Below are 19,049 nucleotides of genomic sequence, written 5' to 3' on the forward strand. Positions count from 1 at the left end.
TGCATTATCTTTGCACCTTATTTTTAAAAACGACATAATGATTTCTATTGACGGACTCGCCGTAGAATTCGGCGGCACAACCTTATTCAGTGACATATCCTTCGTAATCAACGAAAAAGACCGTATCGCCCTCATGGGAAAGAACGGAGCCGGAAAAAGTACATTACTTAAAATACTCGCCGGAGTGCGGCAGCCCACCCACGGCAAAATCTCCGCACCGAAAGATTGTGTCATCGCCTATCTGCCCCAGCATCTGATGACAGAAGACGGACGTACCGTCTTTCAGGAAACGGCACAGGCCTTTGCCCACCTGCACGAGATGGAAGCAGAGATAGACCGCATGAACAAGGAACTGGAGACCCGTACCGACTATGAAAGCGACAGTTACATGGAGCTTATCGAACAGGTGTCTGCCCTAAGCGAGAAGTTTTATGCCATCGATGCCACCAATTACGAAGAGGACGTTGAAAAGGCATTGCTCGGCCTCGGATTCACCAGAGAGGACTTCAACCGCCAGACAAGCGATTTCAGCGGTGGCTGGCGCATGCGCATCGAGCTTGCCAAACTGCTGCTGCAAAAACCTGACGTACTGCTGCTGGACGAGCCTACCAACCACCTCGACATCGAGTCCATCCAATGGCTGGAAGAGTTCCTTATCAACAATGGGAAAGCCGTCATCGTCATCAGCCACGACCGCAAATTTGTGGATAACATCACGACCCGTACCATTGAAGTGACTATGGGACGAATCTACGACTATAAAGTAAACTACTCCAAATACCTGGAGCTCCGCAAAGAGCGGCGCGAACAGCAACAAAAGGCATACGACGACCAACAGAAGTTCATCGCCGAAACCAAAGAATTCATCGAGCGCTTCAAGGGAACCTATTCCAAAACCCTGCAAGTGCAGAGCCGCGTCAAGATGCTGGAAAAGCTGGTGCTTCTGGAAGTGGACGAAGAAGATACTTCGGCATTGCGGCTGAAATTCCCGCCCTCGCCGCGCTCCGGCAATTATCCGGTGATTATGGAGAACGTAGGAAAGACATACGGCGACCATGTCGTGTTCAAGAATGCCAACCTCACTATAGAGAGAGGCGACAAAGTGGCTTTCGTAGGCAAGAACGGCGAAGGTAAGTCCACATTGGTAAAATGTATCATGGGAGAAATAGAACACGAAGGAACGCTTACCATCGGACACAATGTACAAATAGGCTATTTCGCCCAAAACCAGGCATCCTTGCTGGATGAGAACCTGACCGTATTCCAAACCATCGACGACGTAGCCAAAGGAGAAATCCGCAACAAGATTCGCGACCTGCTGGGAGCTTTCATGTTCGGCGGACCGGAAGAGTCCATGAAGAAAGTGAAAGTGCTGTCCGGTGGCGAGCGCACACGCCTTGCCATGATTAAGCTGCTGCTGGAACCCGTAAACCTGCTAATTCTGGACGAGCCTACCAACCACCTGGACATGAAGACCAAAGATATTCTGAAACAGGCACTCATGGACTTCGACGGTACACTGATACTTGTGAGCCACGACCGTGACTTCCTGGACGGACTGGTGAGCAAAGTGTACGAGTTCGGCAACAAGCGGGTGACCGAGCACCTGAGCGGCATCTATGAATTCCTCGAGAAGAAGAAAATGGATTCGCTTCGCGAACTGGAACGGTAAACTTTCATTAACTTACTTCCCGCAACAAACAAACAGTTCCTATTGTTTCATTGCCACAAATTCCTAATTACGAATGAAATGAAACAATATGACGCTATCATCATAGGGTTCGGCAAAGGCGGAAAACTGCTGGCTGCCGAACTCGCCAACCGCAACTGGAAAGTGGCAATCATCGAACGTTCTCCGCAGATGTACGGGGGAACATGTGTGAATGTAGGGTGTATACCCACCAAAGCGCTGATTTACGAATCGGAACAGGCCGAACGGCTCTACCGGGACGACTACGGCAATCAGGCCAAATATTATGCACTCGCCATAAGGCGGAAAAACAAGCTCGTATCATTCTTGCGGGACAAGAATCACGAGCGTATCAAGGAGCACCCCAATATTACGTTGTATGACGGTACGGCATCTTTTGTATCCGACGATACGGTAAAGGTCGTCTCGCACGATAAAAAGGAAATTCTCCTTAAAGGAAAGGAAATTTTTATCAATACGGGAGCTACCCCTATCCTGCCCGCCGTGAAAGGAATCGACGCAAGCAAGCATGTATTCACCAGCGAAACGCTACTCCAACAGAGCAAACTTCCCGGACGCCTGCTCATTCTCGGCGCCGGCGCTATCGGAATGGAGTTTGCCACCATGTATGCGGGGTTTGGAAGCAAAGTCACGTTACTGGAAACGGGCAGCCGCTTTATGCCCAAAGCCGACCGGGACATTGCGGAATCCATGCTGGAATCTCTGAAAAGGAAAGGCATCGAGATACGTTTGAACGCCTATGCCCTGTCCGTATACGACACTGCCGATGGCATAACATTGACCTATACGGACAATTCCGACAATACCCCCTATTTTTGGGAAGGAGACGCATTGCTGCTTGCCACCGGACGCAGACCGATGACCGACGGCCTCAACCTGCACGCAGCCGGCATACGGACCGACACCCGGGGAGCTGTCATCGTCAATGAACATCTTCAGACCACCGCCCCGCATATATGGGCTATGGGAGACGTAAGAGGCGGAGCCTTGTATGACTATTTATCCTTGGATGATTTCCGCATTATCACCAACCGGTTATTCGGCAATAAAAAGCGAAAGACCGATGACAGGATTCCGGTTCCATATGTCATTTTTACAGATCCGCCGTTGGCGCATATCGGCATGACCGAAGAGGAAGCCGTAAAACGCGGTTATTCGCTTCAAGTGTCCCGGTTGCCGGCTGCCGCCATACCGCGTGCCCGTACCTTGCAGCAGATAGACGGTATGATGAAAGCCATTGTCAACGCACATACGGGACGCATAATAGGCTGCACCCTGTTTTGTATCGATGCGCCCGAAGTCATTAATTTAGTATCGCTTGCCATGAAGAATGATTTGCATTACAGCATTCTGCGGGATTTCATCTTTACGCATCCCAGTATGAGCGAAGGATTAAATGATTTATTCAAGGCTTTTTAGCATCTTGGGTTTGGCAGTTAAGTGATTAACTTCTATCTTTGCGACCAATCAAAGAGAGAGGGATGAAAACGAAAAGGTACATTGCATACTTTCTGTTCTTCATCAGCATGATTATGCTGATAGTACCTGTCATTCCCCATCATCACCACGAAGACGGCATAATCTGCATGAAAAACGACCTGCCGTCCGACGGGTGCTGCCAGCATCAGGGCCCTTGCAGCGAACATTGCTGCTGCGACACCGGATGTATGACCACCCATTTTTTCCAACAGACACCCAACTCGGACAACAGTAACCTACATCCGTGTTTCGTGTGGGTGAACACATTATTTACCGAACCGCTTCTCAAACTCCTGGCTCTGCCCGAGGAAACGGGTATCAGGCAAGAGTTTGTCTACCTGGAATCTCTTCACGGCACGTTCATCACACGTGCCACAGGGCTTCGTGCGCCCCCTTCCGTCCTTGCTTGACCGATAGTTGCCGGAAACGGTTATCCTGCCGGCACAGGAATGTATGCAACCCGGTTGCACCGACCATTCTCTAATTTTGCATTTCCAAACAAGTAAGGACAAAAACAATTATCATGAAGAAAATTCTATTCATGGGAGTCATAGGATTATTCCTGTTAGGCTCCTGCAACAGCAAGTCCGGTGAAGGACACAATCACGAAACGGAAGAACACGCCCATGCGGGACATGACCACGAAGGGCACGACCATGAAAACGAAGGTCCCGGACACCACCATGACGACGGACACCACCACGGTGAGGAAGCCGTTGCCGCACATAGCGACGAAATCATATTGCCCCCGGCCAAAGCGCAGGCTGCCGGAGTAGCCGTAAGCACCATCGAACCGGACGTTTTCAATCAGGTGATTAAAACCAGCGGGCAGGTTATGGCCGCACAAGGCGACGAAAGCGTTGCCGTAGCTACCGTGGCAGGTGTCGTTTCTTTTCACGGAAAAGTCATAGAGGGCATGAGTGTCGGCAAAGATACTCCCCTCGTTGTGCTGTCGTCCAAGAATATGGCGGACGGCGACCCCGTACAAAGAGCGCGCATCGCTTACGAAACAGCCCGAAAAGAGTATGAACGGATGAAAGAACTTCTCCCCAATAAAATCGTTTCGGAGAAAGACTTTGCTCAAGCCCGACAGACGTATGAGAATGCCCGTATCAGCTATGAAGCCGTTGCCAAGAACCATTCGGCCCAAGGGCAGGCAGTAACCTCTCCCATCAGCGGATACGTGAAAAACCTGTTGGTAAAGGAAGGCGATTATGTAACCGTGGGACAGCCGCTCGTAAGCATCACTCAAAACCGCAGACTGTTCCTGCGCGCCGATGTTTCGGAAAAATACTATCCGTATCTCCGCACCATCGGTTCCGCCAACTTCTGCACTCCCTACAACAATAAGGTATATGCTCTGAAAGACCTGAACGGCCGCCTGCTCTCTTACGGAAAGGCATCGGGCGACAACGGTTATTATGTGCCCATCACTTTTGAATTCGACAACAAAGGGGATATCATTCCCGGCTCATTTGTCGAGATATTCCTGCTCTCCTCGCCTATGGAGAATGTTATTTCGCTCCCCCATACGGCTCTGACCGAGGAACAAGGCAGCTTCTTCGTATACCTGCAAGTGGATGAGGAAGGATACAAGAAACAACTGGTCACTCTTGGAGCCGATAACGGCGAACGGGTACAAATCCTTTCCGGAGTCAAGGCAGGCGACAAAGTGGTGACTCAAGGCGCTTATCAGGTGAAACTTGCAGGCGCTACCAATGCAATTCCGGCACATAGCCACGAACACTAAACAGTACAGTCATGTTAAACAAGATAATACATTTCTCTCTTCAGAACCGCATACTGGTGCTGGTGGCATCGGTACTGCTGCTGATAGGCGGTACGTATACCGCAATGCACACGGAAGTGGATGTGTTTCCCGACCTGAATGCGCCAACCGTGGTTATCATGACCGAAGCCAACGGTATGGCAGCCGAGGAAGTGGAACAGTTGGTTACTTTTCCTGTTGAAACGGCTGTAAACGGTGCTACGGGAGTACGACGGGTACGTTCCTCTTCCACCAACGGGTTTTCCGTTGTATGGGTTGAGTTCGACTGGGAAACGGATGTCTACCTGGCACGCCAGATTGTAAGCGAGAAACTGGCGGTTGTCAGCGAGTCCCTTCCCTCCAATGTAGGCAAGCCTACGCTTGGCCCGCAATCGTCTATCTTAGGCGAGATGCTGATTGTAGGACTTACCGCCGACTCGACTTCCATGCTCGACCTGCGCACCATAGCCGACTGGACTATCCGTCCGCGCCTTCTTTCTACCGGCGGCGTGGCGCAAGTTGCCGTACTTGGCGGCGACATCAAAGAGTATCAGATTCAACTCGACCCGGAACGGATGCGGCATTATGGCGTAACCCTTACCGAAGTGATGAACGTTACGCGTGAAATGAATCTGAACGCCAACGGCGGAGTGCTTTATGAATACGGAAACGAATACATCGTGCGCGGTGTCATCTCCACCGACCGGGTGGAGCAACTGGCAAAGGCTGTTGTCAAATTGCAGGACGGCAGTGTCCAGCCCGCAACGTCCAATGCTCCGTATTCCGCTTCCCCCATTTTGCTGGAAGACATTGCCGATGTACGTATCGGAGCCAAACTGCCGAAGCTGGGTACGGCTTCCGAACGCGGCAAGCCCGCCGTACTGCTGACCGTAACCAAGCAACCCGCCACAAGCACGCTTGAACTGACCGACAAACTGGAAACATCCCTCAAGGACTTACAGAAGAACCTGCCGCCCGATGTAAAAGTCAGCACCGATATTTTCAGGCAAAGCCGCTTTATAGAAAGTTCCATCGGCAACGTACAGAAATCACTGTTTGAAGGCGGTATATTCGTTGTTATCGTACTGTTTCTGTTCCTTGCCAACGTACGGACTACCGTAATCTCGCTGGTGACGCTCCCCTTATCGCTGATAGCTTCGCTGCTGGCGTTGCACTATATGGGATTCACCATCAACACAATGAGCCTCGGCGGTATGGCTATCGCCATCGGTTCGCTGGTGGACGATGCCATTGTCGATGTGGAGAACGTGTACAAACGCTTGCGGGAAAACCGGATGAAACCGGAAGCGGAACGCCTGCCGATACTGGAAGTCGTATTCAACGCTTCCAAAGAAGTGCGTATGCCTATCCTGAACTCCACGCTCATCATCGTGGTAAGCTTCGTTCCTCTGTTTTTCCTGAGCGGCATGGAAGGCCGTATGCTTGTACCTTTGGGCATTGCCTTCATCGTGGCATTGGCAGCTTCTACGGTTGTGGCACTGACGGTGACACCTGTATTGTGCTCCTACCTGCTGGGCAAAGAAAAGATAAAAGACGAAAAGCATTCCACCGGCGATTCGCCCGTAGCACGCAAGATGAAAGAGTGGTACGGTGCAGCGCTTGCTTTTGTGCTGGGTCATAAGAAGAGCGTATTGGGCGGAACCATCGGTCTGTTTGCAGTGGCGCTTGCCTGCTTCTTCACATTGGGACGCTCGTTCCTGCCGCCGTTCAACGAAGGTTCGTTCACAATCAACATATCATCCCTGCCGGGCATTTCACTGGAAGAGAGCGACAAGATGGGACATCGTGCCGAAGAACTACTGCTTTCCATCCCCGAAATACAAACCGTAGCCCGCAAGACGGGACGTGCCGAACTGGATGAACATGCCTTAGGCGTGAACGTATCGGAAATCGAAGCTCCGTTCGAGCTGAAAGACCGTTCGCGCAGCGAGCTGGTGGCCGATGTACGTGAAAAGCTGGGTACGATTGTAGGCGCCAATGTGGAAATCGGCCAGCCTATCAGCCACCGTATCGATGCCATGCTGTCGGGTACGAAAGCCAATATAGCCATTAAGCTGTTCGGCGACGATTTGAACCGCATGTTCGCTTTGGGCAATGAGATAAAGAATACCATTCAGGACATTCCCGGCATTGCCGACCTGAACGTGGAGCAACAGATTGAACGTCCGCAGCTTATCATCGCTCCCAAACGGGAAGTGCTTGCCAAATACGGCATCTCCTTACCGGAGTTTTCGGAGTTTGTCAACGTATGCCTTGCCGGCGAAACCGTATCCCAGGTATATGAAAAAGGAAAAAGTTTCGACCTCACCGTACGCGTAAAGGATGATTTGCGGGATGAGATGGAAAAGATACGTAACCTGATGCTCGATACCGGCAACGGACAAAAGATACCGTTGAACTATGTAGCGGAAGTACGCTCGGCAATGGGACCTAACACTATCAGCCGCGAGAACGTGAAACGGAAAATCGTAATCTCCGCCAACGTTGCCGACCGCGACCTGCGCAGCGTGGTAAACGACATACAAGAGCGTGTGGACGCCTCGATAAAACTGCCGGAAGGCTATCACATCGAATACGGCGGCCAGTTTGAAAGCGAACAGGCTGCAAGCCGCACGCTGGCTTTGACTTCATTCATGTCTATCGTAGTGATATTCCTGCTGCTGTACCATGAGTTCCGTAGCGTAAAGGAAAGTGCGATTATCCTTATCAACCTGCCTTTGGCACTGATTGGCGGTGTATTCGCCCTGCTCGTCACAACGGGCGAAGTCAGTATTCCGGCTATCATCGGCTTTATCTCGCTCTTCGGTATCGCCACCCGAAACGGTATGCTGCTCATCAGTCATTACAACCACTTGCAGCAGGAAGAGGGATACGGTGTGTACGACAGCGTGATACGCGGTTCGCTGGACCGTTTGAATCCTATCCTGATGACGGCACTGTCCAGTGCGCTTGCATTGATTCCGTTGGCACTCAGCGGCGACCTGCCCGGCAATGAAATACAAAGTCCCATGGCAAAAGTTATTCTGGGCGGATTGCTGACTTCCACTTTCCTGAACGGTTTCATCATTCCGATTGTTTACCTGATGATGCACGGAAAGAAAGAAGAGATGCATCCGTAATGGCTCCGGACAGCCATCCCGTTATAACGATCAATAAATAATTTAATAACAGAAGATATGAAGCAACTATTTATATTCACCGCCACCATCCTCGCCTGCATGGGGATGAGGGCGCAGGAAACCGGCATTGACTCCGTGCTTCGCCAGATAGAAGCCAACAACAAGGAGTTGCAAGCCAATGCACAACTTATCTCATCACAGAAGCTGAAGAGCAGGACCGAAAACAACCTGCCGGATCCCACCCTCTCATATGCCCATCTCTGGGACTCTAAAAACAGCGGCAAAACCGTAGGGGAAATGGTGGTTTCCCAAAGCTTCGACTTTCCCACCTTATACATAACAAGAGGAAAGATGAACCGTCTCAAAACCGGAGCACTGGATGCACAGGCGGCAACCATGCGCCAGCAGATATTGCTGCAAGCCAAAGAAGTGTGCCTGGACATCATCATGCTGCAACACCAGCAGGAGTTGCTCGATGCACGGCTGAAGAATGCAGAGGAGCTGGCCGCCATGTATGCCAAACGGCTGGCTACGGGAGATGCCAATGCCCTGGAAACAAATAAAATCAATCTGGAACTGTTGAACGTACGTACCGAATCGCGCATGAACAGTACTGCCCTGAACAATAAAATCAAGGAACTGCTGGTACTGAACAGCAACCAGCCGCTTACTCCCGGACGTCCCTTCCCCGACGGCCCCACCGTACCTACCGCCAAAGCCCTCGGACTGACGGACTATCCCCTGGTTCCGTTGCCAACCGATTTCCATCGGGTATGCAGCGAACTGCTTGCCGCCGATCCCTCTCTGCAATCATTCGACAGCGAAAGCGCCGCAGCCCGCAAGTTCATCTCAGCAAGCAAGCAAGGGTGGCTGCCGAAACTGGAGTTGGGCTATCGTCGCAATACCGAATCGGGACATCCGCTGAACGGTGTTGTCGTAGGCTTCTCTTTCCCGCTGTTCTCAAATAAAGGAAAAGTGAAGATAGCCAAAGCCCAAGCCATGAACATCGACTTCCAGAAAGATAATGCAAGAGTAAAAGCAAGCTCCGAGTTATGGCAGCTCTACGAAGAAGCCCGTAACCTGGACGCTTCCATGCAGGAATACAAACGGACCTTTCAGGAACAGCAGGACCTGACTTTACTGAAACAGGCTCTTGTAGGCGGACAAATCAGTATGATAGAGTATTTCGTCGAAGTTTCGGTCGTTTACCAAAGCAAAACAAATCTCCTGCAACTGGAAAACCAATACCAGAAAGCAATGGCGCGGATATATAAGAACGAACTGTGATGAAGGTGGAATCAAGTCAAGAATGCACTTTCACCACCGTCTCCGGCAAATAGCCGCTACGGATACGCCACTCCTGCGGATAAAGATTATTGGCACGGTTACCTATATTCTTGACAAAGCCGAGAGGCACATGCTTATATGTCAGCAAAACAACTCCGCGAGGGGCTGCATCCGAAAGGGTGACAGCCTCTTTGCGTAAATAGGCAATGGCCTGTTCATACGATATTTCTTCACAAGGGAAAGCATCCGATACCAATATCCCGCTCACAGCCAAGGCATGACAGGGAATCCAATCCTTGCCTTTCTGTCCGGCAATCTCCAATCCAGCCTGTACAATACGTAAGGACGACTGCAATGCAGACAGTTCCGGAAGATAACATTTTGGGAAAGCGCTGACATTGCCGCCTTTCTGGATAAACTCATACTTATCCGCAGTAAAAATCCACTTCTGCAATATCGCAAGCTGCTCCTTGGAAAGTCCCGGAGTTTGCTTCCCTTTTCCCTGGACTTTACGTCCTTTTTCCCTGGACTTTTCTACTCTGAGCCCTGGAGTTTCAGGAGCAATTGCCAGGGAAATGAGTTGCTTATCCCCGGAGTTTCGGACGCTCATGCCCGGCTTCCGGAGAACTGCCAGAAAGAAGCCTTCTCCCTGCGTCTTATGAGGCAGGAAACGATAAACAGGAAAGGATTCTCCCTGCAACAAATTACCCGTTATATTCCACTCTTCCGCAACATCGAGCGGAAGCACCTCTGCACCGAATTCATCCCTTATCCAACGGATGTTTTCTTCGTTTTCCTTTGTGTTATAAGTACAAGTGCTATATATCAGTATGCCGCCCGGTTTCAGACAAGGCCAGATATCCGCAATAATTCTCCGCTGCCGCTGCCGGCAGATTTCCACATTCTCCGGGTTCCACTCGCTTATGGCAACAGGGTCTTTGCGGAACATACCCTCACCGGAGCAGGGCACGTCCGTCAATATCACGTCGAAGAAATCTTCCAGCGGTGTAAAGTCCGACGGATCGCTATTGGTAACCACCACATCGGGATGCCCCCACTTGGTCAGATTCTCGGCAAGTATCTGAGAGCGGTTGCGGATAACCTCATTGGCTATCAGCAGACTATTGTCGGGAAGGAGGCTTCGGATATGCGTCGACTTACCGCCCGGAGCGGCGCAAAGGTCGAGCATCACTACCGGTTCCTCACCCATATACTGCTTCAGAGCCTGTTCAACAAACATGGACGAAGCTTCCTGTACATAATAACAGCCCGCATGGAACAAGGGATCAAAAGTAAATGTCGGGCGTTCTTCCAGGTAAAAACCGGAAGTACACCAGGGAACGGCATGTTCTCCGGAGCGGAAAGCAAAAGGTTTCAGCGGATTCAACCGGATGCTGACGGATTGCTCCGATTCCAGAGAAGTCACTAATTCCTTATAATCCTCATCTCCCAAAAGAGTGCGGGTATAGTCTGCAAAAGAAACGGGTAGTTCCATAGGTTTTACTTTTTAAATACGCAAAGGTAGTATAAATATTTTGCGGTTGATAATAGCTTTTCTAAAAAAAATGTCGTCTCTTTGCAACTTTCCAAGCAAATGGGTACGTCTAACACACAAAGAAACCTATAAAAACAAAAAACAGCATGATTATGAAACGCATTATCTTCGCACTGACAACCGCCTTAATGCTTTGCACATTGGCACAAGGAAAGAACCGGACCGTTACGGAGAATGACAGTCTGGGAAACAAACAAAGAGTCATAGAATTGAAGGATACCGTGATTGACGGAAAAGCCGTTACGGACACCCTTAGCATCATGACTTACGAAAACAGTTCAAACAGTAACTCAGAAAGTGACGATGATTACAAGCATCATAGCAGTGCTTACGATTTCGGCTGGAATATCGGACATGCCACGAGAGACGCAGTCATTGCGATTACAGCCATTGTGTTCGTTTTCGGCTTTCCTTTAATCATCGTATTCATCATCTTTTTCTTCCGCTACAAAAACCGGAAGGCCAAATACCGCCTGGTGGAACAAGCATTAGCCAGCGGACAACCGCTGCCGGAAAATCTGTTTAAAGAAGCCGATTCGACAGATATCCGCAGTAAAGGAATCAAGAATGTGTTCGTCGGTATCGGGCTGTTCATATTCCTCTGGGCCATTACCGAAGAATTCGGACTTGGCTGCATAGGCCTGCTTGTCATGTTCACAGGCTTCGGACAGCTCGTCATCTACTATACGCAGCAAGACAGAGCCCCTAAAAGCAATGATAAATCCGATAATGCAAGAACCGTCTTTCCGGAAAAGAATGCAGAAAAATGAGTCAGCTCAATGATATATCGTTAGTCGCACAGGTCGTGGTGTTTCGCAACACCAGGGCCTTCGACCGGTTAGTAGGAAAGTACCAGTCGTCCGTACGGCGTTTTTTTCTGCACCTGACTTGTGGCGACAGCGAATTGAGCGATGACCTGGCGCAAGATACATTCATTAAAGCATACACCAATCTCTCCTCATTCAAAAACCTGTCCAGTTTCTCCACCTGGCTCTACCGTATTGCTTATAATGTATTTTATGATTATCTTCGCACCCGTAAGGAGACCGACAGTCTGGAAACACTCCGGGTAGACGCTCAATACAGTACGCAGCAAAACGACATAGGGCGGCACATGGACATTTACCGTGCGCTGAATATGCTGAAAGAAACAGAACGGACCTGTATCACTCTTTTTTATATGGAAGACCAAAGTATAGAGAAGATTGCAGACATTACCGGCTACCCGACAGGAACAGTAAAAAGCCACCTGTCGCGGGCCAAAGAAAAAATGGCTACCTACTTAAAACAAAATGGTTATGACGGAAAACAATGATAAACTCCTGATTGATTTCTTTGCCGAAAACCGGCAGGAAATACCCGACAATGGCTTCACCCGCCGTGTGATGCGCCATTTGCCCGACCGTACCCGACGGATTTCACAAGTATGGGTTACGTTCTGTTTCATGCTGGCATTAGTGCTGTTCTTTGTTTTCGACGGATTGCAACAGGTATTGGGTACACTTCGTGAAACACTCACCGCCGCTGTTCAAAACGGAGTCACCGAACTTGATCCCAAATCTTTATTGGTTGCAGGCATAGTATTACTCTTCCTGCTCTATCGCAAAATATGTTCATTGGCTTAAACGCTTTGGAAATCGCAAACGGTAATTTCCTCATAGAATAAATAAACTTCCTTACAGAACAATACAATCAACCCCTACCTTGTTAATAAAAGGTAAGGGTTGATTTTTTTATAAACAAATGAACATATCTCAATGATATATTGTATATTTGCGAACTCATAAAACTAAATAAACTTATAAAGTTTTGAGACAGATTTCATTCATCATATTATTTACATTTTTTATTGGAAGCGTCCGAGCGCAAAGTACCAGCGATTCTCTTGTAATGAACTACATGCAAGATATGGAAATACCGCTGACTTACAACAATAAAGTCGAACTATTGATGACCGGTCGTGAAAAGTTTATTGATTTATTCGAAACTATCCGCCATGCCCGGCACCACATTCATCTGGAATATTTCAATTTCCGTAACGACTCCATCGCCAATGCCCTTTTCGATTTACTGGCAGAAAAGGTAAAAGAAGGTGTAGAGGTACGTGCCATGTTCGATGCGTTCGGCAACTGGTCCAATAACCAGCCGTTGAAAAAACATCATTTGCAGGCGATAAAGGCACGCGGCATCGAACTCGTCAAGTTCGACCCCATCACCTTTCCCTATATCAACCATGCCATGCACCGCGACCACCGGAAGATAGTGGTTATCGACGGAAAAATCGGCTATACGGGCGGGATGAATATTGCCGACTATTACATCAACGGCTTGCCTAAAATCGGTAAATGGCACGACATACACATGCACATAGAAGGGGATGCCGTACGTTACCTGCAAGGTATCTTCCTGACTATGTGGAACAGGGAAACCGGACAACACATCGGCGGTCCGGCATACTTCCCCAACCTGCCCCAATTTCCGGACAGTATAGCCGAGGAGATTGCAATAGTAGACCGCACCCCGCGGGAAACACCCCGGTCTATCAGCCATGCCTATGCCGTTTCGATAGAAGCTGCTCAAAAAAATATCCAGATAGTAAACCCCTACTTCGTTCCGACGAAATCCATCCGTAAGGCTATCAAGAAAGCGTTAAAGAAAGGTACGGAAGTGGAGATTATGATACCGGCTGTATCGGATATTCCCTTTACGCCCGAAGCCTCTTTTTATATCGCACATAAATTGATGAAACGGGGAGCCAAAATTTACTTGTTCAAGGACGGATTTCACCATTCCAAAGTAATGATGGTAGACAGCACTTTCTGTACGGTAGGCACTGCAAACCTCAACAGCCGCAGCTTGCGCTACGATTATGAGACCAATGCTTTCATCTTCGACCCTTCAACAACGAACCAGTTGAACAGCATGTTCGAGAGGGACAAAAAGAACAGTACCTTGCTCACGCCCGAGATGTGGAAAAAGCGCTCCGGCTGGAAAAAGTTTCTCGGCTGGGTAGGAAATCTGCTGACTCCTTTCCTGTAAATCTTATAGCGCAAATTTTCAATATACCGAGAACTTTGCCTACCTTTGGCAAGGCTTTTAATAAGTAACTCCATGAAACAATATTTAGACTTACTCAACCGTGTACTGACTGAAGGCATAGAAAAAAGCGACCGTACCGGAACCGGTACAATCAGCGTATTCGGACACCAGATGCGTTTCAATATGGACGAGGGCTTCCCTTGTCTGACTACCAAGAAACTTCATTTGAAATCCATTATCCACGAACTGCTCTGGTTCCTGAAAGGCGATACAAACGTAAAATACCTGCAAGAGAACGGGGTACGCATCTGGAATGAATGGGCCGATGAGAATGGAGATTTGGGGCATATCTACGGTTACCAATGGCGTTCGTGGCCAGATTACAAAGGCGGAACCATCGACCAAATCAGTGAAGCGGTGGAAACAATCAAGCACAACCCCGATTCACGCCGTATCATAGTGAGTGCCTGGAACGTCGGCGATTTGGACAACATGAATCTGCCGCCTTGCCATGCATTCTTTCAGTTTTATGTAGCCAACGGACGACTCAGTCTGCAACTTTACCAACGCAGCGCGGATATTTTTCTGGGAGTACCTTTCAATATCGCATCGTATGCATTGCTCTTGCAAATGGTAGCCCAAGTTACGGGATTGAAAGCCGGAGATTTTGTACATACCCTGGGAGATGCACATATCTATCTGAACCACTTGGAACAAGTGAAACTCCAACTGAGCCGTGAGCCGCGGGCACTTTCACAAATGAAAATAAATCCGGATGTAAAGAACATATTCGATTTCAAGTATGAAGACTTTGAATTGGTCAATTACAATCCTCACCCGCATATTGCCGGAAAAGTAGCAGTATAGGAAAGAGAGCATCTTCTATCATTAAAAGACCACTTGATTACATCAGACAATATGATTAGCATTATCGCCGCAGTAGACCGACACATGGCTATCGGTTATGAAAACAAACTGTTATTCTGGCTTCCCAATGACTTGAAACGTTTCAAAGCGCTTACTACCGGGAACACCATCATCATGGGACGGAAAACATTCGAATCACTCCCTAAAGGAGCTTTGCCAAACCGACGCAATATTGTATTGTCTACCCGTCCCGACACCCTATGTCCGGGTGCGGAAATCTTTCCTTCTCTTGAAGAAGCTTTGAAGCACTGTGAACAGGATGAACAAATCTATATTATAGGTGGAGCCAGCGTATACCGCCAGGCTTTGCCATTGGCAGACGCACTCTGCCTGACAGAGATAGATGCCGAAGCTCCTCAAGCAGATGCCTACTTTCCGGAAGTATCCCCTGAAATATGGCAAGAAAAAAGCAGGGAATCCCATCCTATAGATGAAAAACATCCCTGCCCTTATGCTTTTGTCAATTATATCCGCCGATAACCGGTAGGATTATTCATCCACATCGTCTATCACTATCGGCATCTGACGTTTAATTGCCTCGTGGAATGAAATCAACGTTTCCGTACGAGACAACCCCAACGGTTGCAATTTATCATGAATAATGCTCAGCAAATGATGATTGTTCCGTGCATACAGCTTAATAAACATATCGTATTTACCGGTAGTAAAGTGACATTCCACGATTTCAGGAATGGCTTCCAGCGCTTTTGTCACGGCATCAAAAGTTGCGGGATCTTTTAAATAGATTCCGATATACGCACAAGTCTCATATCCTATCTTTTCCGGATCTATGACATATTCCGACCCTTTCAATATACCCAGATTTGTCAGTTTCTGAATACGTTGGTGAATAGCTGCTCCGGATACATTACAAGCTCTGGCAACTTCGAGGAAAGGAATACGCGCATTATCGGCAATCAGCTGCAATATCTGCTCGTCTAAAGTATCCAATTGATGATGTCCCATTTCTAATCTCAATAATTAATTAAATAAATTATTTTACCGTATTCCGCTACGGCAATGTGCAAAGTTAGCGATTTTTTCATGAATAAAAATACGAATTATAACTTTTCTTGCTAAAAAGAGAATAATCATACATGCAGGGGAATACAGACAAAAATCGTATATTTGTGAAATGATTAAATTATTATGGACATGAAAAAGCATATCTTATTCTTACTCTGTTTAATAGCCGTAGCATCTACCCGCGCACAAGTCTTTGCCGACCATTTTGCAGATAAAACCCTTCGCGTCGATTATATCTTTAACGGCAATGCATCCGGGCAAGCTATCTGTCTGGACGGGTTATCCGCTCTCCCCACCTGGGCAGGAAGAAAGCATCATCTGGCAGAACTCCCGTTGCAAGGCAACGGACAGATTGTTATGCGCAATGCAGCCAGCGGAAAGACTATTTATACTACCTCTTTCTCCTCACTCTTCCAGGAATGGCTGGAAACGGACGAAGCCCGGAATGTAACTAAAGGATTTGAAAATACATTTCTCCTTCCCTACCCTCTTCAGCCGGTTGAAATAGAAATAACCCTGCTCGACCCACGCCGCAATGTCCGCGCGTCCATGAAACACATCGTGCATCCAAACGATGTATTGATAGAGCAAAAAGGAAATTCACACATCACACCGCATAAATACCTGCTGCACAACGATAGTCCGGAAAAGTGCATCGATGTAGCTATTCTTGCAGAAGGATATACACTCCAAGAAATACAGACATTCTATGAAGATGCAGATATCGCTTGCAAAAGCATTTTCGACCACGAACCTTTCAAATCCATGAAGAAACGGTTCAATGTAGTAGCCGTAGCCAGTCCTTCCACAGATAGCGGAGTCAGCGTGCCAAGATTGAACGAGTGGAAACATACTGCCTTCGGTTCACATTTCAGCACGTTCTATTCCGACCGTTATTTAACAACATCACGCGTAAAAGCAATTCATGATGCTTTAGCCGGAATACCCTATGAACACATTATCATATTGGCTAATACAGAAGAATATGGTGGTGGCGGTATCTATAACTCATACACCCTCACAACAGCCCATCATCCGATGTTCCGGCCGGTAGTAGTACATGAATTCGGACACAGTTTCGGCGGACTTGCCGATGAATACTTCTATGATAATGATGTTATGACCGATACCTACCCCTTGGATATAGAACCGTGGGAGCAGAACATCAGTACACAAGTGGACTTTGCAGCCAAGTGGAAGGACATGCTTAGTGAAAATACTCCCGTTCCCACTCCGGCAGAGGTAAGCGAAAACTATCCGACAGGCGTGTATGAAGGCGGCGGTTATTCAGCGAAAGGGATCTTCCGACCGGCAGAGAATTGCCGCATGCGCACCAATGAATATCCGGCTTTCTGCCCTGTGTGCCAACGCGCTCTTCGCAGAATTATTGAGTTTTATACCGAATAAAAAACAAATTTTAAAGAACCTGCTTATGATTAAATTTCAACGCATCACCACCACAGATGCAGCCTTGTACAAGTACATGGAGCAGTTGATGACTGCTTCTTTCCCTTCTGAAGAATATCGTCCATTGGAAGAATTGCGTAATTATACAGATAGCAAACCGCATTTTTACTGTAACATTATTCTCCATCAAAATACTCCGGTAGGCTTTATTACCTACTGGGATTTCGGACATTTCTGCTATGTAGAGCATTTTGCCATTGACCCGTCTCAACGCAATGGAGGCCATGGCAAAAACGTTTTAAACCAATTATGTCACCAGCTAAAGAAACCCATTATCCTGGAAGTGGAAATGCCGGAAGAAGAAATGGCAATACGCCGAATCAATTTCTACAAACGGCAAGGTTTTACATTATGGGAAAAGCCGTACATGCAACCGCCTTATAAATCCGGAGATGATTACCTTCCCATGCTATTAATGGCTTATGGCGATTTAGAATGCGATAAAGACTTCGAACAGGTTAAAAAGTGCATCTATCGGGAAGTATACAATACTAAATAAATAGGAAACTCATTCTTTTAAGGTTCCCATACATAAGAAAATAAAGGTCGCTTGTAAAAACAGGCGACCTTTATTCAATATAGTCTGAACTAACTTTACTGACGCGGCTGCGCAGAATAGTTAATCTTCAATGCATACGCTTTACGAAGAGCCTCTTTGATATCTGTTACGATACCCATTTTCGTATCTTGGTCAACTTTCAAAGACACTGTCATCTGCGGCTGATCCTCTTCCTTCATACTGGCACGTTCACCAATAATATAGTCTTGGATTGCTGCAACTTCAGCATAACTGTCATTCAACTGGATACGGCTTTCATTACCTAATTTCTTACGGAATTCAGCAGTAGGTTTTCCTACATAGATAAACGTAACCAAAGACTTCTTTTCAAGTTTTTCCAACTCTGTAGCTTGCGGAACCTTAAACTCAACCTTTAATGTTACCTCACGCATAGTTGTTACAATCATGAAGAAGAACAACAGGGTGAAGATAAGGTCAGGCAGAGAAGAAGTGTTCAACGCCGGCATTTCTTTTTTACCAGTCTTATTAAATTTTCCCATTACTTCTTATCTCCGTATTTTTTAGGTTCTGCCTCAGAGATCTTCTGAGGATAAATGTCACGAATTGCTTTTTGTTGATCGTCATTCAAATCAACATAGTTCTTTTGCCATTTTTCCTGAGCCAACTCATCACGTAACTCATTGTATGCTGCAACCAGCTCGTTTTGTACAGCAAGATATGCCTTATAAGAAGAACCACGGTCGCAACGCAAAGAAATTACATGCTTTTCCGTAATCATCATGTTACCAAAGAAAGGAATATCCTTTGCATGTTTTTCCGGTTTGGTTTCATCGTTATACGGATTGGCAATAAATTCTTTTGCTTTAGCACGTAACTGATCTGTTGTGATATAATCGTTTCCGCACATCAACTGGTCGTTCATATTCAGGAAGACCTGCAACACATTGCGTTCCTTCAACTTAATATCGTCATTCTTTTGGTTCTGCTCCGGTGGTGGCGGCAAACGTCTTGCCAAACCACGGTCAGTATCCATTGACGTTGTAATCAAGAAGAAGATCAACAACAGGAAAGCAATATCCGCCGTAGAACTTGAGTTAATATCAGGAACTTTTCTTTTTCCTTTTGCCATT

The 19,049-nt window shown here is 47.5% G+C and carries 18 protein-coding genes; 14 read left to right on the forward strand and 4 right to left on the reverse strand.

The features are described from left to right. Nucleotides 1-37: 37 nt before the first annotated feature. The 6 genes from NQ565_RS16445 (at nucleotide 38) to NQ565_RS16470 (ending at nucleotide 9,385) form a co-directional block, all read left to right on the forward strand. On the forward strand, nucleotides 38-1,672 hold the full coding sequence (locus NQ565_RS16445) for an ABC-F family ATP-binding cassette domain-containing protein (protein ID WP_005657133.1): 1,635 nt from the start codon (nucleotides 38-40) through the stop codon (nucleotides 1,670-1,672). A gap of 78 nt (nucleotides 1,673-1,750) precedes the next feature. Next, on the forward strand, nucleotides 1,751-3,130 hold the full coding sequence (locus NQ565_RS16450) for an FAD-dependent oxidoreductase (RefSeq protein ID WP_005657135.1): 1,380 nt from the start codon (nucleotides 1,751-1,753) through the stop codon (nucleotides 3,128-3,130). A gap of 62 nt (nucleotides 3,131-3,192) precedes the next feature. Further along, nucleotides 3,193-3,600: a DUF6769 family protein gene (locus tag NQ565_RS16455; protein ID WP_016661773.1), complete on the forward strand. Its 408-nt coding sequence runs from the start codon at nucleotides 3,193-3,195 to the stop codon at nucleotides 3,598-3,600. 113 nt (nucleotides 3,601-3,713) lie between these two features. Continuing rightward, nucleotides 3,714-4,940: an efflux RND transporter periplasmic adaptor subunit gene (locus tag NQ565_RS16460; protein ID WP_005657141.1), complete on the forward strand. Its 1,227-nt coding sequence runs from the start codon at nucleotides 3,714-3,716 to the stop codon at nucleotides 4,938-4,940. Between the two features lie 11 nt (nucleotides 4,941-4,951). After that, nucleotides 4,952-8,098: an efflux RND transporter permease subunit gene (locus NQ565_RS16465; protein WP_005657143.1), complete on the forward strand. Its 3,147-nt coding sequence runs from the start codon at nucleotides 4,952-4,954 to the stop codon at nucleotides 8,096-8,098. Between the two features lie 57 nt (nucleotides 8,099-8,155). Further along, on the forward strand, nucleotides 8,156-9,385 hold the full coding sequence (locus tag NQ565_RS16470; protein ID WP_005657145.1) for a TolC family protein: 1,230 nt from the start codon (nucleotides 8,156-8,158) through the stop codon (nucleotides 9,383-9,385). Between the two features lie 16 nt (nucleotides 9,386-9,401). On the opposite strand, the gene NQ565_RS16475 is transcribed toward NQ565_RS16470, so the two are convergent. Then, complete coding sequence (locus NQ565_RS16475) at nucleotides 9,402-10,880, reverse strand: methyltransferase RsmF C-terminal domain-like protein (RefSeq protein ID WP_005657147.1); 1,479 nt, start codon at nucleotides 10,878-10,880, stop codon at nucleotides 9,402-9,404. A gap of 146 nt (nucleotides 10,881-11,026) precedes the next feature. Here NQ565_RS16475 and NQ565_RS16480 point away from each other — a divergent pair, with 146 nt between their 5' ends. The 6 genes from NQ565_RS16480 (at nucleotide 11,027) to NQ565_RS16505 (ending at nucleotide 15,386) form a co-directional block, all read left to right on the forward strand. Next, nucleotides 11,027-11,710 carry a DUF6249 domain-containing protein gene (locus NQ565_RS16480; RefSeq protein ID WP_005657149.1) on the forward strand — a complete coding sequence of 228 codons (684 nt, stop codon included), beginning with the start codon at nucleotides 11,027-11,029 and terminating at the stop codon, nucleotides 11,708-11,710. Continuing rightward, nucleotides 11,707-12,255 carry an RNA polymerase sigma factor gene (locus tag NQ565_RS16485; protein WP_005657150.1) on the forward strand — a complete coding sequence of 183 codons (549 nt, stop codon included), beginning with the start codon at nucleotides 11,707-11,709 and terminating at the stop codon, nucleotides 12,253-12,255. Before NQ565_RS16480 ends, NQ565_RS16485 begins: the two co-directional genes overlap by 4 nt. Continuing rightward, the gene (locus NQ565_RS16490; RefSeq protein ID WP_005657152.1) at nucleotides 12,239-12,565 is read left to right on the forward strand and encodes a DUF5056 domain-containing protein; all 327 of its coding nucleotides are present in this window, start codon (nucleotides 12,239-12,241) and stop codon (nucleotides 12,563-12,565) included. Before NQ565_RS16485 ends, NQ565_RS16490 begins: the two co-directional genes overlap by 17 nt. 223 nt (nucleotides 12,566-12,788) lie before the next feature. Further along, a complete protein-coding gene (cls, locus tag NQ565_RS16495; RefSeq protein WP_259301204.1) occupies nucleotides 12,789-13,979 on the forward strand; it encodes a cardiolipin synthase in 1,191 nt (396 codons plus the stop codon). A 72-nt stretch (nucleotides 13,980-14,051) separates the two neighbouring features. Further along, complete coding sequence (locus NQ565_RS16500) at nucleotides 14,052-14,846, forward strand: thymidylate synthase (RefSeq protein ID WP_005657157.1); 795 nt, start codon at nucleotides 14,052-14,054, stop codon at nucleotides 14,844-14,846. A gap of 51 nt (nucleotides 14,847-14,897) precedes the next feature. Next, complete coding sequence (locus NQ565_RS16505; RefSeq protein WP_005657158.1) at nucleotides 14,898-15,386, forward strand: dihydrofolate reductase; 489 nt, start codon at nucleotides 14,898-14,900, stop codon at nucleotides 15,384-15,386. Nucleotides 15,387-15,395: 9 nt separating this feature from the next. Here the strand turns inward: NQ565_RS16505 and NQ565_RS16510 are convergent, their stop codons facing one another. Further along, nucleotides 15,396-15,872 (reverse strand): Lrp/AsnC family transcriptional regulator, encoded by a 477-nt coding sequence (locus NQ565_RS16510; RefSeq protein WP_005657160.1) that lies wholly within the window; start codon nucleotides 15,870-15,872, stop codon nucleotides 15,396-15,398. A gap of 189 nt (nucleotides 15,873-16,061) precedes the next feature. Between NQ565_RS16510 and NQ565_RS16515 the strand changes: the two genes are divergently transcribed. Both NQ565_RS16515 and NQ565_RS16520 read left to right on the forward strand, forming a co-directional pair. After that, on the forward strand, nucleotides 16,062-17,339 hold the full coding sequence (locus tag NQ565_RS16515; protein ID WP_040316245.1) for an IgA Peptidase M64: 1,278 nt from the start codon (nucleotides 16,062-16,064) through the stop codon (nucleotides 17,337-17,339). Between the two features lie 25 nt (nucleotides 17,340-17,364). Beyond that, nucleotides 17,365-17,898 carry a GNAT family N-acetyltransferase gene (locus NQ565_RS16520; protein ID WP_040316198.1) on the forward strand — a complete coding sequence of 178 codons (534 nt, stop codon included), beginning with the start codon at nucleotides 17,365-17,367 and terminating at the stop codon, nucleotides 17,896-17,898. A 95-nt stretch (nucleotides 17,899-17,993) separates the two neighbouring features. On the opposite strand, the gene NQ565_RS16525 is transcribed toward NQ565_RS16520, so the two are convergent. Both NQ565_RS16525 and NQ565_RS16530 read right to left on the reverse strand, forming a co-directional pair. Beyond that, nucleotides 17,994-18,458, reverse strand: a complete 465-nt coding sequence (locus tag NQ565_RS16525; RefSeq protein ID WP_005657168.1) for an ExbD/TolR family protein — start codon at nucleotides 18,456-18,458, stop codon at nucleotides 17,994-17,996. Further along, a complete protein-coding gene (locus tag NQ565_RS16530) occupies nucleotides 18,458-19,048 on the reverse strand; it encodes an ExbD/TolR family protein (protein WP_005657170.1) in 591 nt (196 codons plus the stop codon). The genes NQ565_RS16525 and NQ565_RS16530 overlap by 1 nt, the downstream gene beginning before the upstream one ends. Between the last annotated feature and the right edge of the window lies 1 nt (nucleotide 19,049).

Source organism: Bacteroides stercoris ATCC 43183 (genome assembly GCF_025147325.1).
GTDB classification, from domain to species: Bacteria; Bacteroidota; Bacteroidia; order Bacteroidales; family Bacteroidaceae; genus Bacteroides; species Bacteroides stercoris.

What these genes read in the sequence shown, in the direction of transcription:
- NQ565_RS16520 (WP_040316198.1), top strand. Translation starts at nt 17,365, where the DNA reads ATGATTAAATTTCAACGCATCACCACCACAGATGCAGCCTTGTACAAG.
- NQ565_RS16460 (WP_005657141.1), top strand. Translation starts at nt 3,714, where the DNA reads ATGAAGAAAATTCTATTCATGGGAGTCATAGGATTATTCCTGTTAGGC.
- NQ565_RS16475 (WP_005657147.1), bottom strand. Translation starts at nt 10,880, where the DNA reads ATGGAACTACCCGTTTCTTTTGCAGACTATACCCGCACTCTTTTGGGA.
- NQ565_RS16515 (WP_040316245.1), top strand. Translation starts at nt 16,062, where the DNA reads ATGAAAAAGCATATCTTATTCTTACTCTGTTTAATAGCCGTAGCATCT.
- NQ565_RS16510 (WP_005657160.1), bottom strand. Translation starts at nt 15,872, where the DNA reads ATGGGACATCATCAATTGGATACTTTAGACGAGCAGATATTGCAGCTG.
- NQ565_RS16530 (WP_005657170.1), bottom strand. Translation starts at nt 19,048, where the DNA reads ATGGCAAAAGGAAAAAGAAAAGTTCCTGATATTAACTCAAGTTCTACG.
- NQ565_RS16505 (WP_005657158.1), top strand. Translation starts at nt 14,898, where the DNA reads ATGATTAGCATTATCGCCGCAGTAGACCGACACATGGCTATCGGTTAT.
- NQ565_RS16445 (WP_005657133.1), top strand. Translation starts at nt 38, where the DNA reads ATGATTTCTATTGACGGACTCGCCGTAGAATTCGGCGGCACAACCTTA.
- NQ565_RS16525 (WP_005657168.1), bottom strand. Translation starts at nt 18,458, where the DNA reads ATGGGAAAATTTAATAAGACTGGTAAAAAAGAAATGCCGGCGTTGAAC.
- NQ565_RS16470 (WP_005657145.1), top strand. Translation starts at nt 8,156, where the DNA reads ATGAAGCAACTATTTATATTCACCGCCACCATCCTCGCCTGCATGGGG.
- NQ565_RS16485 (WP_005657150.1), top strand. Translation starts at nt 11,707, where the DNA reads ATGAGTCAGCTCAATGATATATCGTTAGTCGCACAGGTCGTGGTGTTT.
- NQ565_RS16480 (WP_005657149.1), top strand. Translation starts at nt 11,027, where the DNA reads ATGATTATGAAACGCATTATCTTCGCACTGACAACCGCCTTAATGCTT.
- NQ565_RS16450 (WP_005657135.1), top strand. Translation starts at nt 1,751, where the DNA reads ATGAAACAATATGACGCTATCATCATAGGGTTCGGCAAAGGCGGAAAA.
- NQ565_RS16490 (WP_005657152.1), top strand. Translation starts at nt 12,239, where the DNA reads ATGACGGAAAACAATGATAAACTCCTGATTGATTTCTTTGCCGAAAAC.
- NQ565_RS16500 (WP_005657157.1), top strand. Translation starts at nt 14,052, where the DNA reads ATGAAACAATATTTAGACTTACTCAACCGTGTACTGACTGAAGGCATA.
- NQ565_RS16465 (WP_005657143.1), top strand. Translation starts at nt 4,952, where the DNA reads ATGTTAAACAAGATAATACATTTCTCTCTTCAGAACCGCATACTGGTG.
- NQ565_RS16455 (WP_016661773.1), top strand. Translation starts at nt 3,193, where the DNA reads ATGAAAACGAAAAGGTACATTGCATACTTTCTGTTCTTCATCAGCATG.